Raw genomic sequence first — 19,023 nt, 5'->3', positions numbered from 1 at the left:
GATGGCAAAACTCGGTAAACGTACGCGCACCGCGCGCGAAGCTTTCGCTGGCAAGACAGATCTGTCGGTGGAAGAAGCGGTTGCACTGGTTAAAGCCCACGCAACTTCGAAGTTTGACGAAACCGTCGAGATCGCTCTGAACCTGGGTGTTGACACCCGTCACGCAGACCAGATGGTTCGTGGCGTTGTCGGCCTGCCCAATGGCACCGGCAAAACCATGCGCGTTGCTGTATTCGCCCGTGGCCCCAAGGCTGACGAAGCAAAAGAAGCAGGCGCGGATATCATTGGCGCAGAAGACCTGATGGAAACCATCCAGGGCGGCACCATCGAATTCGATCGCTGCATTGCCACCCCGGACATGATGCCGATCGTCGGTCGTCTGGGTAAAGTTCTGGGCCCCCGTAACCTGATGCCGAACCCCAAGGTTGGCACCGTGACCATGGACGTGAAAGCGGCCGTGGAAGCAGCCAAGGGCGGTGAAGTTCAGTTTAAGGCAGAAAAAGGCGGCGTTGTGCACGCTGGTGTTGGCAAAGCGTCCTTCGACGAAGCCAAGCTGGTCGAAAACGTCCGCGCCTTTATCTCGGCCGTGGCCAAGGCCAAGCCGACAGGCGCCAAGGGCACCTACATGAAGAAAATCGCGCTGAGCTCGACCATGGGCCCTGGCGTGACTCTGGATGTTGCTGCGGCATCGGGCGAATAAGCACAATTGCAATACCGCGAAGATGAAATCCCGGGTGGTGCGAACCGCCCGGGATTTTTTTACTTAAAGATGATCAGACTGTCCGCGTGAAGGCCGCATTCAAGTGGCCTGTGCCAGGCGGAAGCGGTGGTTTAAGACTGCGCGCGTCTGATCTCTACGGCTTAGATATATGCGCGCAATACATCGGCCTCACGCGCGCTTATTGTTGGGGCAGCGGTGCGTCGAAACGCATCGCTGACATCTTCGATCGACGGGAATAGCGCCAGGATTTCCGACCGTTGCGGGGACGACAGCGCGTATTTTGCATTTTCGCCGAAATAGTAGCTTTCTGTCAGCGCGCCGTTGGACCGGACAATGTGGTGTCGGTCGAACATGAAGTGGGTGTAGGTGATGCGATCCGTCGGGCGGATCGAAACCCCCGGAAGGCCACACAGGTGCTTGGCGGCCACGAACACTTCGGATGATCCAAAAAGCATGTAAGTGGCGGGTGAGCCGATCAGAATTCGATGCTGTTGCGAAACTACCAGCTCTTTGGTGTTCCCGATAGCGCCGGCCTCGATTACCACCGGAGCAAATGACCCATGGCCATGAACCACGGTCGTTCCGATCCAGAGGATCGGTTGAAATCCGCTGTCCCGTGTCCAGACGCGTTGACCTTTTGCGAGGTCTTGAACCTCAACGATACCGTCGGCAGTCTCGATAAGGGTTCCCGGCCCAAAGCAGGTAACATAGTCAGCATAAGCCGACGACCCGGCATTCGAACCACCGGTTTTGACATACGACGTTCCGGTATCTAGCGGGGCAGATGTAGCATAGCCCCAAACGTCCTGCGTCACGCCACCTTGGGAAAACACATAGATGGTGATTTCTGGCCCGGTCGGGTTGAGATCGTCATCCAGGGCTCGCACCGTGATAATTGACTCAGATTCTACCTGCATGCCGTTTGTCACTATGCCGCCACCACCGGTGATGACGTGGCCAGCTGGCAGGTCATCGTCGAAAACGTCAGGGCTGCCAGCAGTGTCCTCCAGTGTGATGGTGGTACCGGTGCCGCCCGAGTAGGTAAAGATGGTGCCATCCGGTGTGTCCGAATTGTTGATGATCGAGCCTCCGACCACGATATCGTTCGCGTCAGCTGTATCCGGGACGAATGTAGCGACCAGGCTGGAGCTGTCCTGAGCAAAAAAACTGCGGAGAACCATGTAAGCGACTTACCTTCTGTGTTGCGGTTATTGTCGGCCTAAACTGACAATCGCCGCGTGGGTTATGGTTTGGGATAACGTTTCTTGGGATGGTTCGGTCAACTAAGATTTGCGCGATGTCGCTCACAATCTCGTCATTTACGCTGGCCATCCATCCAGCTCAACGGTGCTGGAACGCGACTTGCAGGCGATCGCCCAGTCTTTGCCGCTTGTCTCTTTCGAATTCGCTGCATTCGTGGTCGTTTCGCCACAAGGCCAACCAGTCTTTCAAAAGCCGTCCGCGGAGACAATAATCCAAGATTTCAACATTGACAGGATGTCGGTAAAGGCGAAAGAACATATCTTTGTTTCTTTTAAGGATACCGCTTCGGTCGACACCGGATGCGCCGCCATTCCGAAAAATATCCGCCTTCAGAAAATCGACAATATCGTAGACTGCCAGCTTGTCTCGGGCTTCGGTGAAATCCAGGCCGATCGTTTTCCCCTGTCCCACAATCAGGTTCTGCCCGTGATAGTCGCCATGTGAAAACACGCGCAGGTCCTCGGTGCCCTTCAGGCGGGTCCCTTCGGACAGCATCAGGTTCACCATCGTCCGGTTTTGGTTCGCGATTTTATTAGGTACGGCCGTCATCAGCTCTTTCAAGCTGTCTGTCATCCACCTGGGGCGAAAGGCGTATCGAACAGGCGGGTTGCGACTGTGGAGATCGTTCAGCCACGACCCCGCGCGACGGTACACCTGGGCGACCTGATCATCGTCTTTGCTGTTGTAGATCAGATCAACGGCGGTTGGCCGATTGATGTATTCGGTCACCAGAAAAGCGCCACCTGGCGAGAGGTAAACGGGCCGGACAACGCGCGAAGTCTCATTGCCCTCAAAAAATCGGTACAGTTCGACGAGCAGGTCATATTCGTTCCGCAATCGCCCGGTGTCTGGCGATTGCGTGTCGATCTTAAGGGCGAAGGCCTGCGCTGCGGTATGCAGGATCACGACGGATCGCGTGTCGTCGAACGCATGCGATCGGTAGATGCATTCATAGCGGCGGATGGGCACTTTCAGGAACTGGTTTGAAAACTCGTCGATATACAAGGCGACGCGGGCATTTTCTTCGTCTGAAAGGGGCAGCGTTCCAGCCAACGGGCCAAGTCCTGAGTGCTATTGTCCAGTCTCCGGACAGGATAACAGTGCGATGTCCGTGTCAACGGAAAGTCGATGCTTGGAGCTGCTTGATTTGGCGTTTGCGCGTTGTGCTGCGCAAATCCGCGCCTATGTGCACGCCAAGCCCCAAACGGGGTGGAAATCGTTTTCGACAGATGCTGTAGCGAACCTGCGGAAACCGCAATTTACCCCTTGGAAACCGGCCCCATCTGCCCTAAGTAAGGCTACGAAGTAAAGCGTGCGATTCGTCGTGCGCTTTATTTTGTTTCGTCCAAGACGGTGGGTGGTGCCATACGGCCCCTTAATTCCCTGCCTGAGACGGGTAAGACCAAAGAATTCTGGGGGGTCCAACCCTCGGGCGCATTTTGGCCAATCCCGTAACAACGGACCTGAACGCCGGAGCGAAAGCTGCGGCTAATATGAGCCGGGGTGAGATATCGCCCCAAACTTGGAGAGAACTGTGGATAGAGCCCAGAAAGAGAAAGTGGTCGAGGAACTCGGCCAAATCTTCGAAAGCTCTGGCGTCGTAGTGGTTTCGCACTACGCCGGTCTGACAGTTGCCGAGATGCAGGACCTTCGCGCACGTGCTCGTGACGCGGGTGGCTCCGTGCGTGTTGCCAAGAACAGGCTCGCCAAAATCGCCCTCGACGGAAAGCCATGTGAAAGCATTGCCGACCTGCTGACGGGTATGACCGTTCTGACCTATTCCGAGGACCCTGTGGCAGCAGCCAAAGTGGCCCAGGACTACGCCAAAGAGAACCAAAAGTTCGAAATTCTTGGCGGTGCAATGGGTGAGAACGCTCTGGATCGTGCCGGCGTCGAAGCCGTGTCGAAAATGCCTTCGCGCGAGGAGCTTATTGCTACTATCGCGGGCATGCTTGGCGCACCTGCTTCGAACATCGCTGGCGCAATTGGCGCACCTGCAAGCAACATCGCAAGCATCCTTTCCACCATCGAAGAGAAGGCGGAAGCTGCGTAAGCGGTTGGCACTGAATGATCTGCGTAGGGTAACCACCCTGACGTTGGAACACACACTGTAAACGGAAAGAGCTGATAAAATGGCTGATCTGAAAGCACTCGCAGAAAGCATCGTGGGTCTGACCCTGCTGGAAGCACAAGAACTGAAAACCATCCTCAAAGACGAATATGGCATCGAGCCCGCAGCAGGCGGCGCAGTTGTCATGGCAGCCGGTGGCGACGCCGGTGGCGCAGCTGAGGAAGAAAAAACCGAATTCGACGTCGTTCTGAAGAACGCCGGCGCTTCGAAAATCAACGTGATCAAAGAAGTTCGCGGCATCACCGGTCTGGGCCTGAAAGAAGCCAAAGAACTGGTCGAAGCTGGCGGCAAGATCAAAGAAGGCGTGTCGAAAGACGAAGCCGAAGAAGTCAAAGGCAAGCTGGAAGCAGCTGGCGCCGAAGTCGAGCTGGCCTAAGCCATTCGACAGGTGCATCGCTGATGTGCCGCAGAATTTGGCTGGATCCGGAGAAATCCGGGTCCAGCCGAACCTGTCTTAGAAAGGGCCTCTGAATATTGGGGTGTTTTCTAAGACGCGGTTCGCGGATCGGGAGGCTGCCATTCGGGACGGTGGCCACGAATTGATCCGGGCGTGTCGTCTCTAATGTGCAAGGCACCGGGGCCCGACGGTGTCTTTGTCCGCTGAGAACATCGAAAGGTGACATCTGACATGGCTCAAACGTTCCTTGGCCAGAAACGTCTTCGTAAATATTACGGCAAAATCCGCGAAGTGCTGGAGATGCCGAACCTCATTGAGGTCCAGAAATCCTCTTATGATCTATTCCTGCGCTCCGGCGATGCAGATGTGCCCACAGACGGCGAAGGCATCAAAGGCGTGTTCCAATCGGTCTTCCCGATCAAGGATTTCAACGAAACCTCCGTTCTGGAGTTCGTGAAATACGATCTGGAAAAACCCAAATATGACGTCGAAGAGTGCATGCAGCGCGACATGACCTACAGCGCTCCGCTGAAGGTCACTTTGCGTCTGATCGTGTTCGATGTCGACGAGGACACCGGCGCCAAATCCGTCAAAGACATCAAAGAACAGGACGTATTCATGGGCGACATGCCCCTGATGACGCCCAACGGTACGTTCATCGTGAACGGCACCGAGCGTGTGATCGTGTCCCAGATGCACCGTTCGCCCGGCGTGTTCTTTGACCACGACAAGGGCAAGACCCACTCTTCGGGTAAACTGCTCTTTGCTTGCCGCATCATCCCGTATCGCGGCAGCTGGCTGGACTTTGAGTTCGACGCCAAGGACATCGTGTTCGCCCGTATCGACCGTCGCCGCAAATTGCCTGTGACCACCCTGCTGTATGCGTTGGGTCTGGATCAGGAAGCGATCATGGATGCGTACTACGACACCGTGTCCTATAAGCTGGACAAGAAGAAGGGTTGGATCGCTCCGTTCTTCCCGGAACGTGTGCGCGGTACCCGTCCGACTTATGATTTGATTGATGCGAAATCGGGTGAAGTGATTGCTGAAGCAGGCAAGAAGGTCACACCGCGCGCTGTCAAGAAACTGATCGACGAAGGCACTGTCACCAACCTGCTGGTTCCATTCGACCACATCGTTGGAAAATTCGTCGCCAAAGACGTCATCAACGAAGAAACCGGTGCGATCTATGTCGAAGCCGGTGATGAGCTGACGCTGGAATATGACAAGGACGGCGAACTGATCGGCGGCACAGTCAAAGAGCTGGTCGATGCCGGCGTCACCGAGATTCCGGTTCTGGACATCGACAACATCAACGTCGGTCCGTACATGCGCAACACCATGGCGGCAGATAAGAACATGGGCCGGGACACCGCGCTGATGGATATCTACCGTGTTATGCGTCCGGGTGAACCGCCCACCGTCGAAGCGGCCTCGGCCCTGTTCGACACGTTGTTCTTCGACAGCGAGCGCTATGACCTGTCCGCCGTTGGCCGCGTGAAGATGAACATGCGTCTAGCTCTAGATGCGCCGGATACCCTGCGCACCCTGCGCCGCGAAGACATCGTGGCCTGCATCAAGGCGCTGGTCGAACTGCGCGACGGCAAAGGTGACATCGACGATATCGACCACCTTGGTAACCGTCGTGTCCGTTCGGTCGGCGAACTGATGGAAAACCAGTACCGCGTCGGCCTGTTGCGCATGGAGCGCGCGATCAAAGAGCGTATGTCGTCGGTCGAGATCGACACTGTCATGCCGCAGGACCTGATCAACGCGAAACCGGCTGCTGCTGCTGTTCGCGAATTCTTCGGCTCGTCGCAGCTGTCGCAGTTCATGGACCAGACCAACCCGCTGTCGGAAGTGACCCACAAACGCCGCCTTTCGGCGCTTGGCCCCGGTGGTCTGACGCGCGAGCGTGCGGGCTTTGAGGTGCGTGACGTGCACCCGACCCACTATGGTCGGATGTGCCCGATTGAAACGCCTGAAGGTCCGAACATTGGTCTGATCAACTCGCTGGCCACCTTTGCCCGCGTTAACAAGTATGGCTTCATCGAAACACCGTACCGCGTCGTCAAAGACGCCGAGGTGACCGATGAGGTTCACTACATGTCCGCGACCGAAGAAATGCGTCACACTGTGGCGCAGGCGAACGCGACACTGGATGCAGATGGCAAGTTCATCAACGATCTGGTTTCGACCCGTCAGTCCGGCGACTACACCCTTGCCCCGCGCGAGAATGTGGACCTGATCGACGTCAGCCCGAAACAGTTGGTATCGGTTGCTGCATCGCTGATCCCGTTCCTTGAAAATGACGACGCCAACCGCGCTCTGATGGGCTCGAACATGCAACGTCAGGCGGTTCCGCTGCTGCGGGCCGAGGCGCCGCTGGTCGGCACCGGTATCGAGGAAAAGGTTGCCATCGACTCGGGCGCTGCGATTCAGGCGAAACGTGCCGGTATCATCGACCAGGTCGATGCCCAGCGTATCGTTATTCGTGCTACCGAAGATCTGGAACTGGGCGACGCGGGTGTGGACATCTACCGTCTGCGCAAATTCCAGCGTTCGAACCAGAACACCTGCATCAACCAGCGTCCGCTGGTGAAAGTGGGTGACACTGTCACGAAAGGCGAGGTTGTCGCCGATGGTCCGTCCACCGATATCGGTGAACTGGCACTGGGTAAGAACGTGGTCGTCGCGTTCATGCCGTGGAATGGCTACAACTACGAAGACTCGATCCTGATCAGCGAACGTATTGCGCGTGATGACGTCTTTACCTCGGTCCATATCGAGGAATTCGAAGTCGCTGCCCGTGACACGAAGCTGGGCCCGGAAGAGATCACCCGCGACATCCCGAACGTCGGTGAAGAAGCGCTGCGTAACCTCGACGAGGCTGGCATCGTTTACATCGGTGCGGATGTTGAGCCGGGCGATATTCTGGTTGGCAAGATCACTCCGAAGGGCGAAAGCCCGATGACCCCGGAAGAAAAGCTGCTGCGCGCCATCTTTGGTGAAAAAGCATCTGACGTGCGCGATACCTCGTTGCGCGTGAAGCCGGGTGATTACGGTACGGTCGTGGAAGTCCGCGTCTTCAACCGTCACGGTGTGGAAAAAGACGAACGTGCGCTGCAGATCGAGCGTGAGGAAGTCGAACGTCTGGCCCGTGACCGGGATGACGAGCTGGCGATCCTTGACCGCAACATCTATGCGCGTCTGCAGGGTCTGATCCTGGGTAAAACCGCTGTCAAAGGCCCGAAAGGCGTCAAGGCAGGATCGGTGATCACCGAGGAACTGCTGGACATGCTGACCCGTGGTCAGTGGTGGCAGCTGGCGTTGGAAGACGAGAAGGACGCGCAGATCGTAGAGGCTCTGAACGAGCAGTACGAAGTGCTCAAGCGCGCTCTGGATGCCCGTTTCGAAGACAAGGTCGAAAAAGTCCGTCGTGGTGACGATCTGCCGCCGGGTGTGATGAAGATGGTCAAAGTCTTCATCGCCGTGAAGCGTAAGCTGCAGCCGGGCGACAAGATGGCCGGCCGTCACGGGAACAAAGGTGTGATCTCCAAAGTTGTTCCGATGGAAGACATGCCGTTCTTGGCCGATGGTACGCCGGTTGATTTCTGTCTGAACCCACTGGGTGTGCCTTCGCGTATGAACGTTGGTCAGATCCTTGAAACCCACATGGGTTGGGCCGCACGCGGTTTGGGTTTGAACATCGACGAGGCACTGGGTGAATACCGCCGTTCCGGCGACCTGACCCCGGTTCGCGAAGCGATGAAGCTGGCCTATGGCGAGAATGTCTATGAAGAAGGCATTGCCGGCATGGACGAAGGTCACCTGATCGAGGCGGCGGGCAACGTGACCCGTGGTGTTCCGATCGCGACCCCGGTCTTTGACGGTGCCAAAGAGGCTGACGTCAACGACGCGCTGGTGCGTGCGGGCTTCTCGGAAAGCGGTCAGTCGGTTCTGTTCGACGGTCGTACCGGTGAGCAATTCGCGCGTCCGGTCACCGTTGGCATCAAGTACCTGCTGAAACTGCACCACCTTGTGGATGACAAAATCCACGCGCGTTCGACCGGGCCGTACAGCCTGGTAACCCAGCAGCCGCTGGGTGGTAAGGCGCAGTTCGGTGGTCAGCGCTTTGGTGAGATGGAAGTCTGGGCTCTGGAAGCTTACGGCGCCGCCTACACCCTGCAGGAGATGCTCACCGTGAAATCGGATGACGTCGCCGGTCGGACCAAGGTCTATGAGTCGATCGTCAAGGGCGAGGATAACTTTGAAGCGGGCGTACCGGAATCGTTCAACGTTCTGGTTAAAGAAGTCCGTGGCCTCGGCCTGAATATGGAACTCCTGGATGCGGAGGAAGAGTAGGGGCGGCAACGCCCCACACTCATCCCATCCCAATTTGTAAGGACGCAAAATGAACCAGGAAATCACCAATAACCCGTTCAACCCGCTGACGCCGCCGAAAGTCTTTGACGAGATCAAAGTCTCCCTGGCGTCGCCCGAGCGGATTCTGTCTTGGTCCTATGGCGAGATCAAGAAACCCGAAACCATCAACTACCGGACGTTCAAGCCCGAGCGTGACGGTCTGTTCTGCGCGCGTATCTTTGGCCCGATCAAAGATTACGAATGTCTGTGCGGCAAATATAAGCGGATGAAGTATCGCGGCGTTGTCTGCGAGAAATGCGGTGTGGAAGTCACCCTGCAGAAAGTCCGCCGCGAGCGTATGGGCCACATCGAACTGGCAGCACCCGTTGCGCACATCTGGTTCCTGAAATCGCTGCCGTCCCGCATCGGTCTGATGTTGGACATGACGCTGCGCGATCTGGAACGTGTTCTGTACTTTGAAAACTATGTCGTCATCGAGCCCGGTCTGACCGACCTGTCTTATGGCCAGATGCTGACCGAAGAAGAGTACATGGACGCGCAGGATGCCTATGGCATGGACGCGTTCACGGCGAACATCGGTGCGGAAGCTATCCGTGAAATGCTGGCTCAGATCGATCTGGAAGCCGAAGCCGAGCAGCTGCGCGCTGATCTGGCCGAAGCAACTGGTGAACTGAAGCCCAAGAAGATCATCAAACGTCTGAAGGTTGTTGAATCTTTCCTCGAGTCGGGCAACCGGCCTGAGTGGATGGTGATGACCGTGATCCCGGTCATTCCGCCGGAACTGCGTCCGCTGGTTCCGCTGGATGGTGGCCGTTTCGCGACTTCGGATCTGAACGATCTGTATCGCCGCGTCATCAACCGGAACAACCGTCTGAAGCGTCTGATCGAACTGCGCGCACCTGACATCATCGTCCGCAACGAAAAGCGGATGTTGCAGGAATCCGTGGACGCTCTGTTCGACAATGGCCGTCGTGGGCGCGTGATTACCGGTGCCAACAAGCGTCCGCTGAAATCGCTGTCGGACATGCTGAAAGGTAAGCAGGGTCGCTTCCGTCAGAACCTTTTGGGTAAGCGCGTCGACTTCTCGGGCCGTTCGGTCATCGTGACCGGTCCGGAACTCAAGCTGCACCAGTGTGGTCTGCCCAAGAAGATGGCGCTGGAGCTGTTCAAGCCGTTCATCTACTCGCGCCTTGAAGCCAAGGGTCTGTCTTCGACCGTGAAGCAGGCGAAGAAACTGGTCGAGAAAGAGCGTCCCGAAGTGTGGGATATCCTAGACGAGGTGATCCGCGAACACCCTGTCATGCTGAACCGTGCGCCGACGCTGCACCGTTTGGGCATTCAGGCGTTTGAGCCGGTTCTGATCGAAGGTAAAGCCATCCAGCTGCACCCGCTGGTCTGTTCGGCGTTTAACGCCGACTTCGACGGTGACCAGATGGCTGTGCACGTCCCGCTGAGCCTTGAGGCCCAGCTGGAAGCCCGTGTTCTGATGATGTCGACGAACAACGTTCTGTCGCCTGCAAACGGTGCGCCGATCATCGTTCCGTCGCAGGATATGATCCTGGGTCTGTACTATGTGACCCTGGAACGCGAAGGCATGCCGGGCGAAGGTAAGGTGTTTGGTTCGATCGACGAAGTTCAGCACGCGCTGGATTCCGGCGAAGTGCACCTGCACACCAAGATCACCGCGCGGATCACGCAGATCGACGACGAAGGCAACGAAGTTCAGAAGCGTTTCGAGACTACTCCGGGCCGTCTGCGTCTGGGTGCCTTGCTGCCGATGAACAACAAGGCCCCGTTCGAGCTGGTTAACCGTCTGCTGCGGAAGAAAGAAGTGCAGCAGGTGATCGACACCGTCTACCGCTACTGCGGTCAGAAAGAGTCGGTTATCTTCTGTGACCAGATCATGTCGATGGGCTTCAAAGAAGCGTTCAAGGCGGGCATCTCGTTCGGTAAGGACGACATGGTCATCCCTGATGACAAATGGGGCATCGTTGATGAGACCCGCAGTCAGGTAAAAGACTTTGAACAACAGTACATGGACGGTCTGATCACGCAGGGCGAAAAGTACAACAAAGTTGTCGATGCCTGGTCGAAGTGTAACGACCGCGTCACCGATGCGATGATGGGCACGATCTCGTCTTCGGATCGGGCAGAGGATGGTTCCGAACAAGAACCAAACTCGGTCTACATGATGGCCCACTCGGGTGCGCGTGGCTCGGTTACTCAGATGAAACAGCTGGGCGGTATGCGTGGTCTGATGGCCAAGCCGAACGGTGACATCATCGAGACGCCGATTATCTCGAACTTTAAAGAAGGTCTGACCGTTCTCGAGTACTTCAACTCGACCCACGGTGCCCGTAAGGGTCTGTCGGATACCGCTCTGAAGACGGCGAACTCGGGTTACCTGACCCGTCGTCTGGTGGACGTGGCGCAGGACTGCATCGTTCGTGAGATCGACTGTGGTACTGAACGTGCGATCACCGCCGAAGCTGCGGTCAACGATGGTGAGGTTGTTGCATCGCTGGCCGAACGTGTGCTGGGTCGTGTTTCTGCCGATGACGTTCTGCGTCCGGGTACGGAAGAGGTTCTGGTCGCTGCGGGTCAGCTGATTGACGAACGCATGGCCGACACCATTGACGAGGCCGGTGTTGCTTCGATGCGCATCCGCTCGCCTCTGACTTGTGAGTCCGAGGAAGGTGTATGTGCCACCTGCTATGGTCGTGACCTTGCACGTGGTACGCGGGTCAACACGGGTGAGGCTGTCGGCATCATCGCCGCCCAGTCCATCGGTGAACCTGGTACACAGCTGACGATGCGGACCTTCCACATCGGCGGTGTTGCCCAAGGTGGTCAGCAGTCATTCCAAGAAGCCAGCCAAGACGGTGTGGTTTCGTTCGAGAACCCGCAGGTTCTGGCCAATTCCGCAGGCGAAATCCTGGTCATGGGCCGGAACATGAAGCTGGTGATCAAGGACGAACACGGTGAAGAACGTGCCAGCCACAAGCTGGGCTATGGCTCTAAGCTGTTCGTCAAGGATGGCGCCAAGGTGGCTCGTGGCGACAAGCTGTACGAGTGGGATCCCTACACCCTGCCGATCATCGCCGAGAAAGCCGGTACCGCGAAGTATGTCGACCTTGTTTCGGGCATTGCTGTCCGCGATGAGACCGACGATGCAACCGGCATGACCCAGAAGATCGTGATCGACTGGCGCGCCGCCCCCAAAGGTAGCGACCTGAAGCCCGAGATCATTCTGGTTGGTGACGATGGCGAGCCGGTCCGCAATGATGCGGGCAACCCGGTTCACTATCCGATGTCGGTGGATGCGATCCTGTCGATCGAAGACGGTGATAAAATCGAGGCTGGTGAAGTCGTTGCGCGTATCCCGCGTGAAGGCGCCAAGACCAAGGACATCACCGGTGGTCTGCCACGTGTGGCCGAACTGTTCGAAGCCCGTCGTCCGAAAGATCACGCGATCATCGCAGAAGCCGATGGTTACGTGCGCTTTGGCCGCGACTACAAGAACAAGCGCCGTATCAGCATCGAACCGGCTGACGAGTCCATGGAGACCATCGAGTACATGGTACCCAAGGGCAAGCACATCCCGGTCGCCGAAGGGGACTTCATCCAGAAGGGTGAATACCTGATGGACGGTAACCCGGCTCCGCATGACATCCTGTCCATCATGGGTGTCGAAGCGCTGGCGGATTACATGATCGACGAGGTGCAAGACGTCTATCGCCTGCAAGGTGTGAAAATCAACGACAAGCACATCGAAGTCATCGTGCGTCAGATGCTGCAGAAGTGGGAGATCCTGGACTCAGGCGACACCACTCTGCTGAAAGGCGAACATGTCGACAAGCAGGAGTTCGACGCAGCCAACGAGAAGACGTTGGCCCGCGGCGGGCGTCCAGCTCAGGGCGAACCGATCCTTCTGGGGATCACCAAAGCCTCGCTGCAGACACGTTCGTTCATCTCGGCGGCGTCGTTCCAGGAAACCACCCGCGTGCTGACCGAAGCTTCGGTTCAGGGCAAGAAGGACAAACTGGTTGGCCTGAAAGAGAACGTCATCGTCGGCCGTCTGATCCCAGCCGGTACCGGTGGGGCCACTCAGGCCGTGCGCCAGGTTGCGCAAGGCCGCGACAACGTCGTGATCGAAGCCCGCCGGGAAGAGGCCGAAGCGGCCGCTGCCTTGGCTGCGCCGGTCATGGATGACGACATGGTCGGTGACGAGCTGGACGTTCTGGTGGAAACACCGGAAAGCCGCGAGTAACTTTCTCATCATAGAAATAAGGAAAGGCCCTGCGATTTCGCGGGGCCTTTTCCTTTGCCCTTGGTGCGCTTTCGCCCAATCGTGATACAACTGAATAGTCTCGAAGACAGCGACCCACTGACCAAGGGATGCATGATGCCTACAATCAAGGGTGATTTGATACAGCTTGCACTGAACGGTGAGTTTGATGTCATCGTTCACGGTTGCAATTGCTTCCATGCGATGGGGGCCGGGATAGCACGGGCGATTGTGGCGGAATTCCCTGATGCGCTTGAGGCCGACAAGCAGACGGACCTTGGGTCCCGATCAAAACTCGGAACGATTTCTTCGGTCCAGATCACGCGGGGCACGACCGAATTTGTAGTGGTTAATGCCTATACCCAGTTTCATTGGGAGGGGCCGGGGCCGCTTGTGGAATATGAGGCGATCTCGGGTTGTTTTTCGAAGATTGCACGCGCATTCCCCGCATCGCGGATCGGCTATCCGATGATAGGTGCAGGTCTGGCCGGTGGCAATTGGGCAGAGATCGCGCCGCTCATTGACGTAGCTCTTGCGGGTATGGACCACACGTTGGTGATATTGCCTGGCTGATCAGCAGGCCTGACGTTGCATATTGACATCGTTCACGGGCTTACGGCCAATGGGCCAAGTTTCTTTAAAGTATTGGAATCCGCCACTATGACCCCGAATGTGAAGGGCGCGGTGCTGATGATGGGCAGCATGGCCGCCTTTACCGTGAATGATGCTTTGATCAAAGTTGCGGGGGCAGACTTGCCGCTGTTTCAGATGGTTGCGATGCGTGGACTCTTGGCGACGTTATTGGTGTTTCTGATGGCGCGTCACCTTGGGGCACTGCACCTGAACTTTCCGCGCCACGACAAATGGCTTGTTGCTGCACGCTGCCTGGCCGAGTTGTCGGCCACATTCTTCTTTCTGACAGCGCTTTTGCATATGCCGCTTGCAAATGTAACGGCCGTTCTTCAGGCGTTGCCACTTACGGTGACATTGGGGGCTGTTTTGTTCTTTGGTGAACATATCGGCTGGCGCCGCATTCTAGCGATCGGGATGGGATTTGCTGGAATGTTGCTGATCGTACGGCCGGGGCCTGATGGGTTCAGTATTTACGCGATCTACGCTCTGATTGCCGTGGCATCCGTCACCGCGCGCGACCTGATTACAAGGCGTATGTCCACCCATGTTCCGTCCTTGACGGTCACATTGGCGACGTCGGTTTCCATTACAGTGGCCGCAGGGATCGCAACTGCAGTCACAGGGTGGGAGCCGGTTACACTGGGTGCAGGGATAATGGTGGCCTCAGCTGCAGTCTTTGTTCTGACCGGATATCTTTGCAGCGTCATGGTCATGCGCGAAGGCGACGTCGGTTTTATCGCGCCGTTCCGTTATTCCAGCCTGATCTGGGCTTTGGGGCTGGGTTGGATCATTTTTGGCGATTGGCCCGATACGATCACGATGTTGGGCGCTGTTCTGGTCGTGGGTGCGGGGCTTTTCACGCTGTTCCGGGAACGTCAGTCTCAACCTGCCGAGTGAGCCCGCCGCACCCTGTCCTGTTCAATGGCAAATCGCGCAATGAACTCGCCTTCTTGTTCCGGTGTCAGTGGGGACAGCTCGGTCTTGCTGGCGCGGGCATGGGGGGAGTCGTTGAAGTTGTTCAGCGTACGCACCCACATGGGCGCGTCGGGATAGCTGATCACGGGCATGAAACGACCGATCTTATGGTGCGTGAAACTCATGATCGTGTGTTTGCAGCCGCCGGCAATATACATCCCCAACCCAACGCCCAAAAGGGATCGGAACACTGGGAGGGCTTGCGTGCCATCCGGTCCAAACCGCGCCAGAAACCCGCTGTTGAAATCCAGCCCGACCGTCCGGCTTTTCCGGGTCAGTCCTTTGGCGTCAATCGCCGCAAGGCGCAGGCGTTCGACAAAGTCGACCGAGACGGCATCATCGTCATCATGCCGGAACTGGAGACATGGCTGATCCGGGGCGGTGCGGGCGCTGTGCAGAACCTCTTTGACGACAGGGCGATGCCGAGCTGGTGTGCGCTTGACGATGCGGATCTGCCTGATGCCCGAGGTGAGATCATACAGCCGGTCCATGGACTTTTTGGGAAGGCATTCACCGACTAGCACCGCCAGCTCAAAGTCCTCGTCTGTCTGTTCCCGAAAACCGGGCAGGGTGGTGGTTTCGAACAGTCGAAACCGTTCTTCCAGCCGCTCTGGGTTATACAGGTATTGACGACGCTTTTCGACAGTTTCGTGTTCTACCTGAAAACCGCCGATCGCGGGGTAGGAAAAGCGGCACAGGCCAATGACTTGCATGTTTCGTCCATCGAAAAGTTTCGCGGCCACTATGCAGAAATCCGCAATTGCCGGCAACGGGCGAGTAGCACTGGAAGCTGCAGCTAAGTCTTGGTAAAACGCCGTCAATCGGCTTGTCGGGTATGTGCTGTTGACACTCGGGCCGACTCCCCATATACGCGCGTCATCTCGGTGCCGGGGGCCGCCCCACAACCGATTCCAGTAATGAACTGGTCAAGGCCCGGACACTTTTATCGTTCGCGCCCTCTGATAACAAACCGCGACGTTCACCTCGGAATGGGAACGCTCGCGGGTTTTGCGCTTGTGGACGCACGAACGCAGCAAGTTTAGCCGCACGCAATGCGCGTGCATGTCATGTGTGTTGCAAAACGGGGAAGAAACCGGAATGCCAACTATTCAACAGCTGATCCGCAAGCCGCGTCAGCCCAAAGTAAAACGCTCGAAGTCCATGCACCTGGAGCAGTGCCCGCAGAAACGCGGCGTCTGCACTCGTGTGTATACGACCACACCGAAAAAGCCGAACTCGGCTATGCGTAAGGTTGCCAAAGTGCGCCTGACCAACGGGTTCGAGGTCATCTCGTACATCCCCGGTGAAAGCCACAACCTGCAGGAACACTCGGTTGTTCTGATCCGTGGCGGCCGTGTAAAAGACCTTCCCGGTGTCCGTTACCACATCCTGCGTGGTGTTCTGGATACCCAGGGCGTCAAAGACCGTAAGCAACGTCGTTCGAAATACGGCGCGAAGCGTCCCAAGTAAGAAGGAGAGGCTGATATGTCACGTCGTCACGCCGCCGAAAAACGCGAAGTCCTGCCTGACGCCAAATTTGGCGACAAGGTACTGACCAAATTCATGAACAACCTGATGATCGACGGCAAGAAGTCGGTCGCAGAGCGCATCGTTTACAACGCTTTTGACCGCGTTGAAGGCAAGATCAAGCGCGCTCCTGTCGAAGTGTTCCACGAAGCGCTCGACAACATCAAACCGTCGGTCGAGGTTCGCTCGCGCCGGGTTGGTGGTGCAACCTATCAGGTTCCGGTCGAAGTGCGCCCCGAGCGCCGCGAAGCACTGGCCATCCGCTGGCTGATCACTGCTGCGCGTGGCCGTAACGAAAACACCATGGAAGAGCGCCTTGCGGGCGAACTGCTGGACGCCGTACAGTCCCGCGGTACTGCCGTGAAAAAGCGCGAAGACACCCACAAGATGGCCGAGGCGAACAAAGCCTTCAGCCACTACCGTTGGTAATTCCAGAGGCTTATCAAAATGGCACGCGAATATACACTCAACCATTACCGTAACTTCGGTATTATGGCGCATATCGATGCAGGTAAAACGACCTGTTCGGAACGCATCCTGTATTACACCGGCAAATCCCACAACATCGGTGAGGTGCACGATGGTGCAGCCACCATGGACTGGATGGAGCAGGAGCAGGAACGCGGTATCACCATCACTTCGGCTGCGACCACCACGTTTTGGGAACGCACCGAAGACGGTGAAACTGCTGACTCGCCCAAGCACCGCCTGAACATCATCGACACCCCCGGCCACGTTGACTTCACCATTGAAGTTGAGCGTTCGCTGGCGGTACTCGACGGTGCCGTTTGCGTTCTGGACGCAAACGCCGGTGTTGAGCCCCAGACCGAAACCGTGTGGCGTCAGGCTGACCGCTACAAGGTTCCGCGTATGGTGTTCGTCAACAAGATGGACAAGATCGGCGCGGACTTCTTCAACTGCGTTGCAATGATCGAAGACCGTACCGGCGCACGTGCTGTTCCGGTTGGTATTCCGATCGGCGCAGAAACCGAGCTGGAAGGCCTGATCGACCTGGTCACCATGGAAGAATGGCTGTGGCAGGGCGAAGACCTGGGCGCAAGCTGGGTCAAAGCACCGATCCGTGACAGCCTGAAAGACATGGCTGACGAATGGCGCGGTAAAATGGTCGAAGCGGCCGTCGAAATGGACGACGACGCGATGATGGAATACCTGGAAGGCAATGAGCCCGACGTTCCGACCCTGCGCGCCCTGCTGCGCAAAGGTACCCTGGAAATCGCGTTTGTTCCGGTTCTGGGTGGTTCGGCGTTCAAGAACAAAGGCGTTCAGCCGCTGTTGAATGCTGTGATCGACTATCTGCCCAGCCCGCTGGACGTTGTCGATTACATGGGCTTCAAACCCGGTGACGAAGAAGAAACCCGTAACATTGCCCGCCGTGCGGATGATGACATGGCGTTCTCGGGCCTGGCGTTCAAAATCATGAACGACCCCTTTGTTGGCTCGCTGACCTTTACCCGCATCTACTCGGGTACACTGGCCAAAGGCGACACGCTTCTGAACTCGACCAAGGGTAAGAAAGAGCGTATCGGCCGGATGATGATGATGCACTCGAATGATCGTGAGGAAATCACGGAAGCATTCGCAGGTGACATTATCGCACTGGCAGGTCTGAAAGACACCACCACGGGCGATACTCTGTGTTCGACCGGCGATCCGGTGGTTCTGGAAACGATGACCTTCCCCGATCCGGTGATCGAAATCGCGGTTGAGCCGAAAACCAAGGCTGACCAGGAAAAGATGAGCCAGGGTCTGGGCCGTTTGGCTGCAGAAGACCCGTCCTTCCGCGTGGAAACTGACCTGGAATCTGGTCAGACCATCATGAAGGGCATGGGCGAACTTCACCTGGACATCCTGATTGACCGTCTCAAGCGTGAATTCAAGGTTGAAGCGAACATTGGTGCGCCGCAGGTAGCCTATCGCGAAACCATCGGTCACGAAGCCGAGATCGTTTACACCCACAAGAAACAGTCGGGTGGTTCGGGTCAGTTCGCTGAGGTGAAGATGATCATCTCGCCGACAGAGCCGGGCGAAGGCTATTCGTTCGAATCCCGCGTTGTTGGTGGTTCGGTACCCAAGGAGTACATCCCTGGTGTCGAAAAAGGCATCAGATCCGTCATGGATAGCGGCCCATTGGCTGGCTTCCCCGTGATCGACTTCAAAGTTGCCCTGATCGAAGGTAAATACCACGACGTGGACTCCTCGGTTCTGGCGTTTGAAATCGCGGCTCGTATGGGTATGCGTGAAGGCATGCGCAAAGCCGGTGCAAAACTGCTTGAGCCGATCATGAAGGTCGAAGTGATCACCCCGGAAGAATACACCGGCGGCATCATCGGCGACCTGACATCACGTCGGGGACAGGTTTCCGGTCAGGAAAACCGTGGCAACGCCATCGCGATCGACGCGTTCGTTCCGCTGGCCAACATGTTCGGCTACATCAACACACTGCGTTCGATGTCGTCGGGCCGTGCCCAGTTCACCATGCAGTTCGATCACTACGATCCGGTTCCGCAGAACATCTCGGACGAGATCCAGGCGAAATACGCATAAGCGAAGATTTGAGGGAGCTCTGTTCAGGGGCTCCCTTCATTACCGAAAAAGGAGGCCATCATGGCAAAGGAAAAGTTTGAGCGTAATAAGCCGCACGTCAACATCGGCACGATTGGCCACGTTGACCACGGCAAGAC

Annotated in this window: 13 protein-coding genes; 10 read left to right on the top strand and 3 right to left on the bottom strand. The window is 57.0% G+C overall.

Going from position 1 to position 19,023, the window contains the following annotated elements; all coding sequences use genetic code 11:
- Nucleotide 1: 1 nt before the first annotated feature.
- A complete protein-coding gene (gene rplA / locus AC2FIO_RS17670; protein ID WP_113791693.1) occupies nucleotides 2–700 on the top strand; it encodes a 50S ribosomal protein L1 in 699 nt (232 codons plus the stop codon).
- A gap of 161 nt (nucleotides 701–861) precedes the next feature.
- On the opposite strand, the gene AC2FIO_RS17665 is transcribed toward rplA, so the two are convergent.
- Nucleotides 862–1,902: a Hint domain-containing protein gene (locus tag AC2FIO_RS17665; RefSeq protein WP_496699292.1), complete on the bottom strand. Its 1,041-nt coding sequence runs from the start codon at nucleotides 1,900–1,902 to the stop codon at nucleotides 862–864.
- A 160-nt stretch (nucleotides 1,903–2,062) separates the two neighbouring features.
- On the bottom strand, nucleotides 2,063–3,037 hold the full coding sequence (locus tag AC2FIO_RS17660) for a phosphotransferase (protein WP_496699290.1): 975 nt from the start codon (nucleotides 3,035–3,037) through the stop codon (nucleotides 2,063–2,065).
- A 481-nt stretch (nucleotides 3,038–3,518) separates the two neighbouring features.
- Here AC2FIO_RS17660 and rplJ point away from each other — a divergent pair, with 481 nt between their 5' ends.
- The 6 genes from rplJ (at nucleotide 3,519) to AC2FIO_RS17630 (ending at nucleotide 14,716) form a co-directional block, all read left to right on the top strand.
- Complete coding sequence (gene rplJ, locus AC2FIO_RS17655; RefSeq protein ID WP_058272482.1) at nucleotides 3,519–4,037, top strand: 50S ribosomal protein L10; 519 nt, start codon at nucleotides 3,519–3,521, stop codon at nucleotides 4,035–4,037.
- Between the two features lie 79 nt (nucleotides 4,038–4,116).
- Entirely contained in the window at nucleotides 4,117–4,491 is a 375-nt protein-coding gene (gene rplL / locus AC2FIO_RS17650; protein WP_037314964.1) for a 50S ribosomal protein L7/L12, read from the top strand.
- Nucleotides 4,492–4,743: 252 nt separating this feature from the next.
- Nucleotides 4,744–8,877 carry a DNA-directed RNA polymerase subunit beta gene (gene rpoB / locus AC2FIO_RS17645; protein WP_282120251.1) on the top strand — a complete coding sequence of 1,378 codons (4,134 nt, stop codon included), beginning with the start codon at nucleotides 4,744–4,746 and terminating at the stop codon, nucleotides 8,875–8,877.
- 49 nt (nucleotides 8,878–8,926) lie between these two features.
- Nucleotides 8,927–13,168, top strand: a complete 4,242-nt coding sequence (gene rpoC, locus AC2FIO_RS17640) for a DNA-directed RNA polymerase subunit beta' (protein WP_496699287.1) — start codon at nucleotides 8,927–8,929, stop codon at nucleotides 13,166–13,168.
- Nucleotides 13,169–13,249: 81 nt separating this feature from the next.
- On the top strand, nucleotides 13,250–13,759 hold the full coding sequence (locus tag AC2FIO_RS17635; protein WP_496699285.1) for a macro domain-containing protein: 510 nt from the start codon (nucleotides 13,250–13,252) through the stop codon (nucleotides 13,757–13,759).
- An 87-nt stretch (nucleotides 13,760–13,846) separates the two neighbouring features.
- Nucleotides 13,847–14,716, top strand: a complete 870-nt coding sequence (locus tag AC2FIO_RS17630) for a DMT family transporter (protein WP_496699284.1) — start codon at nucleotides 13,847–13,849, stop codon at nucleotides 14,714–14,716.
- On the opposite strand, the gene AC2FIO_RS17625 is transcribed toward AC2FIO_RS17630, so the two are convergent.
- The gene (locus AC2FIO_RS17625) at nucleotides 14,701–15,507 is read right to left on the bottom strand and encodes a putative rhamnosyl transferase (protein WP_496699525.1); all 807 of its coding nucleotides are present in this window, start codon (nucleotides 15,505–15,507) and stop codon (nucleotides 14,701–14,703) included. The two genes, AC2FIO_RS17630 and AC2FIO_RS17625, sit on opposite strands and share 16 nt — an antisense overlap.
- Before the next feature lie 385 nt (nucleotides 15,508–15,892).
- Here AC2FIO_RS17625 and rpsL point away from each other — a divergent pair, with 385 nt between their 5' ends.
- From rpsL to fusA, 3 genes are read left to right on the top strand one after another with little or no spacing between them, the layout of a single operon-like run.
- Nucleotides 15,893–16,264, top strand: coding sequence for a 30S ribosomal protein S12 (gene rpsL / locus AC2FIO_RS17620; RefSeq protein ID WP_005621086.1), 372 nt, complete (start codon nucleotides 15,893–15,895; stop codon nucleotides 16,262–16,264).
- A 15-nt stretch (nucleotides 16,265–16,279) separates the two neighbouring features.
- The gene (gene rpsG, locus AC2FIO_RS17615) at nucleotides 16,280–16,750 is read left to right on the top strand and encodes a 30S ribosomal protein S7 (RefSeq protein ID WP_008756926.1); all 471 of its coding nucleotides are present in this window, start codon (nucleotides 16,280–16,282) and stop codon (nucleotides 16,748–16,750) included.
- Between the two features lie 18 nt (nucleotides 16,751–16,768).
- Nucleotides 16,769–18,886, top strand: coding sequence for an elongation factor G (fusA, locus tag AC2FIO_RS17610; protein ID WP_282120247.1), 2,118 nt, complete (start codon nucleotides 16,769–16,771; stop codon nucleotides 18,884–18,886).
- Nucleotides 18,887–19,023 lie beyond the last annotated feature (137 nt).

The sequence above is a fragment of the Ruegeria sp. CDSB086 genome (assembly GCF_059611065.1).
The sequence above is the reverse complement of the archived record's forward strand: the minus strand, read 5'-3'. Positions and strand labels throughout refer to the sequence as shown.

Bases quoted from the DNA above. Each gene is read 5' to 3' on its own strand.
- rpsG (WP_008756926.1), top strand. From the start codon at position 16,280: ATGTCACGTCGTCACGCCGCCGAAAAACGCGAAGTCCTGCCTGACGCC.
- AC2FIO_RS17625 (WP_496699525.1), bottom strand. From the start codon at position 15,507: ATGCAAGTCATTGGCCTGTGCCGCTTTTCCTACCCCGCGATCGGCGGT.
- rpoC (WP_496699287.1), top strand. From the start codon at position 8,927: ATGAACCAGGAAATCACCAATAACCCGTTCAACCCGCTGACGCCGCCG.
- AC2FIO_RS17665 (WP_496699292.1), bottom strand. From the start codon at position 1,902: ATGGTTCTCCGCAGTTTTTTTGCTCAGGACAGCTCCAGCCTGGTCGCT.
- rplL (WP_037314964.1), top strand. From the start codon at position 4,117: ATGGCTGATCTGAAAGCACTCGCAGAAAGCATCGTGGGTCTGACCCTG.
- rplA (WP_113791693.1), top strand. From the start codon at position 2: ATGGCAAAACTCGGTAAACGTACGCGCACCGCGCGCGAAGCTTTCGCT.
- rpsL (WP_005621086.1), top strand. From the start codon at position 15,893: ATGCCAACTATTCAACAGCTGATCCGCAAGCCGCGTCAGCCCAAAGTA.
- fusA (WP_282120247.1), top strand. From the start codon at position 16,769: ATGGCACGCGAATATACACTCAACCATTACCGTAACTTCGGTATTATG.
- AC2FIO_RS17630 (WP_496699284.1), top strand. From the start codon at position 13,847: ATGACCCCGAATGTGAAGGGCGCGGTGCTGATGATGGGCAGCATGGCC.
- rpoB (WP_282120251.1), top strand. From the start codon at position 4,744: ATGGCTCAAACGTTCCTTGGCCAGAAACGTCTTCGTAAATATTACGGC.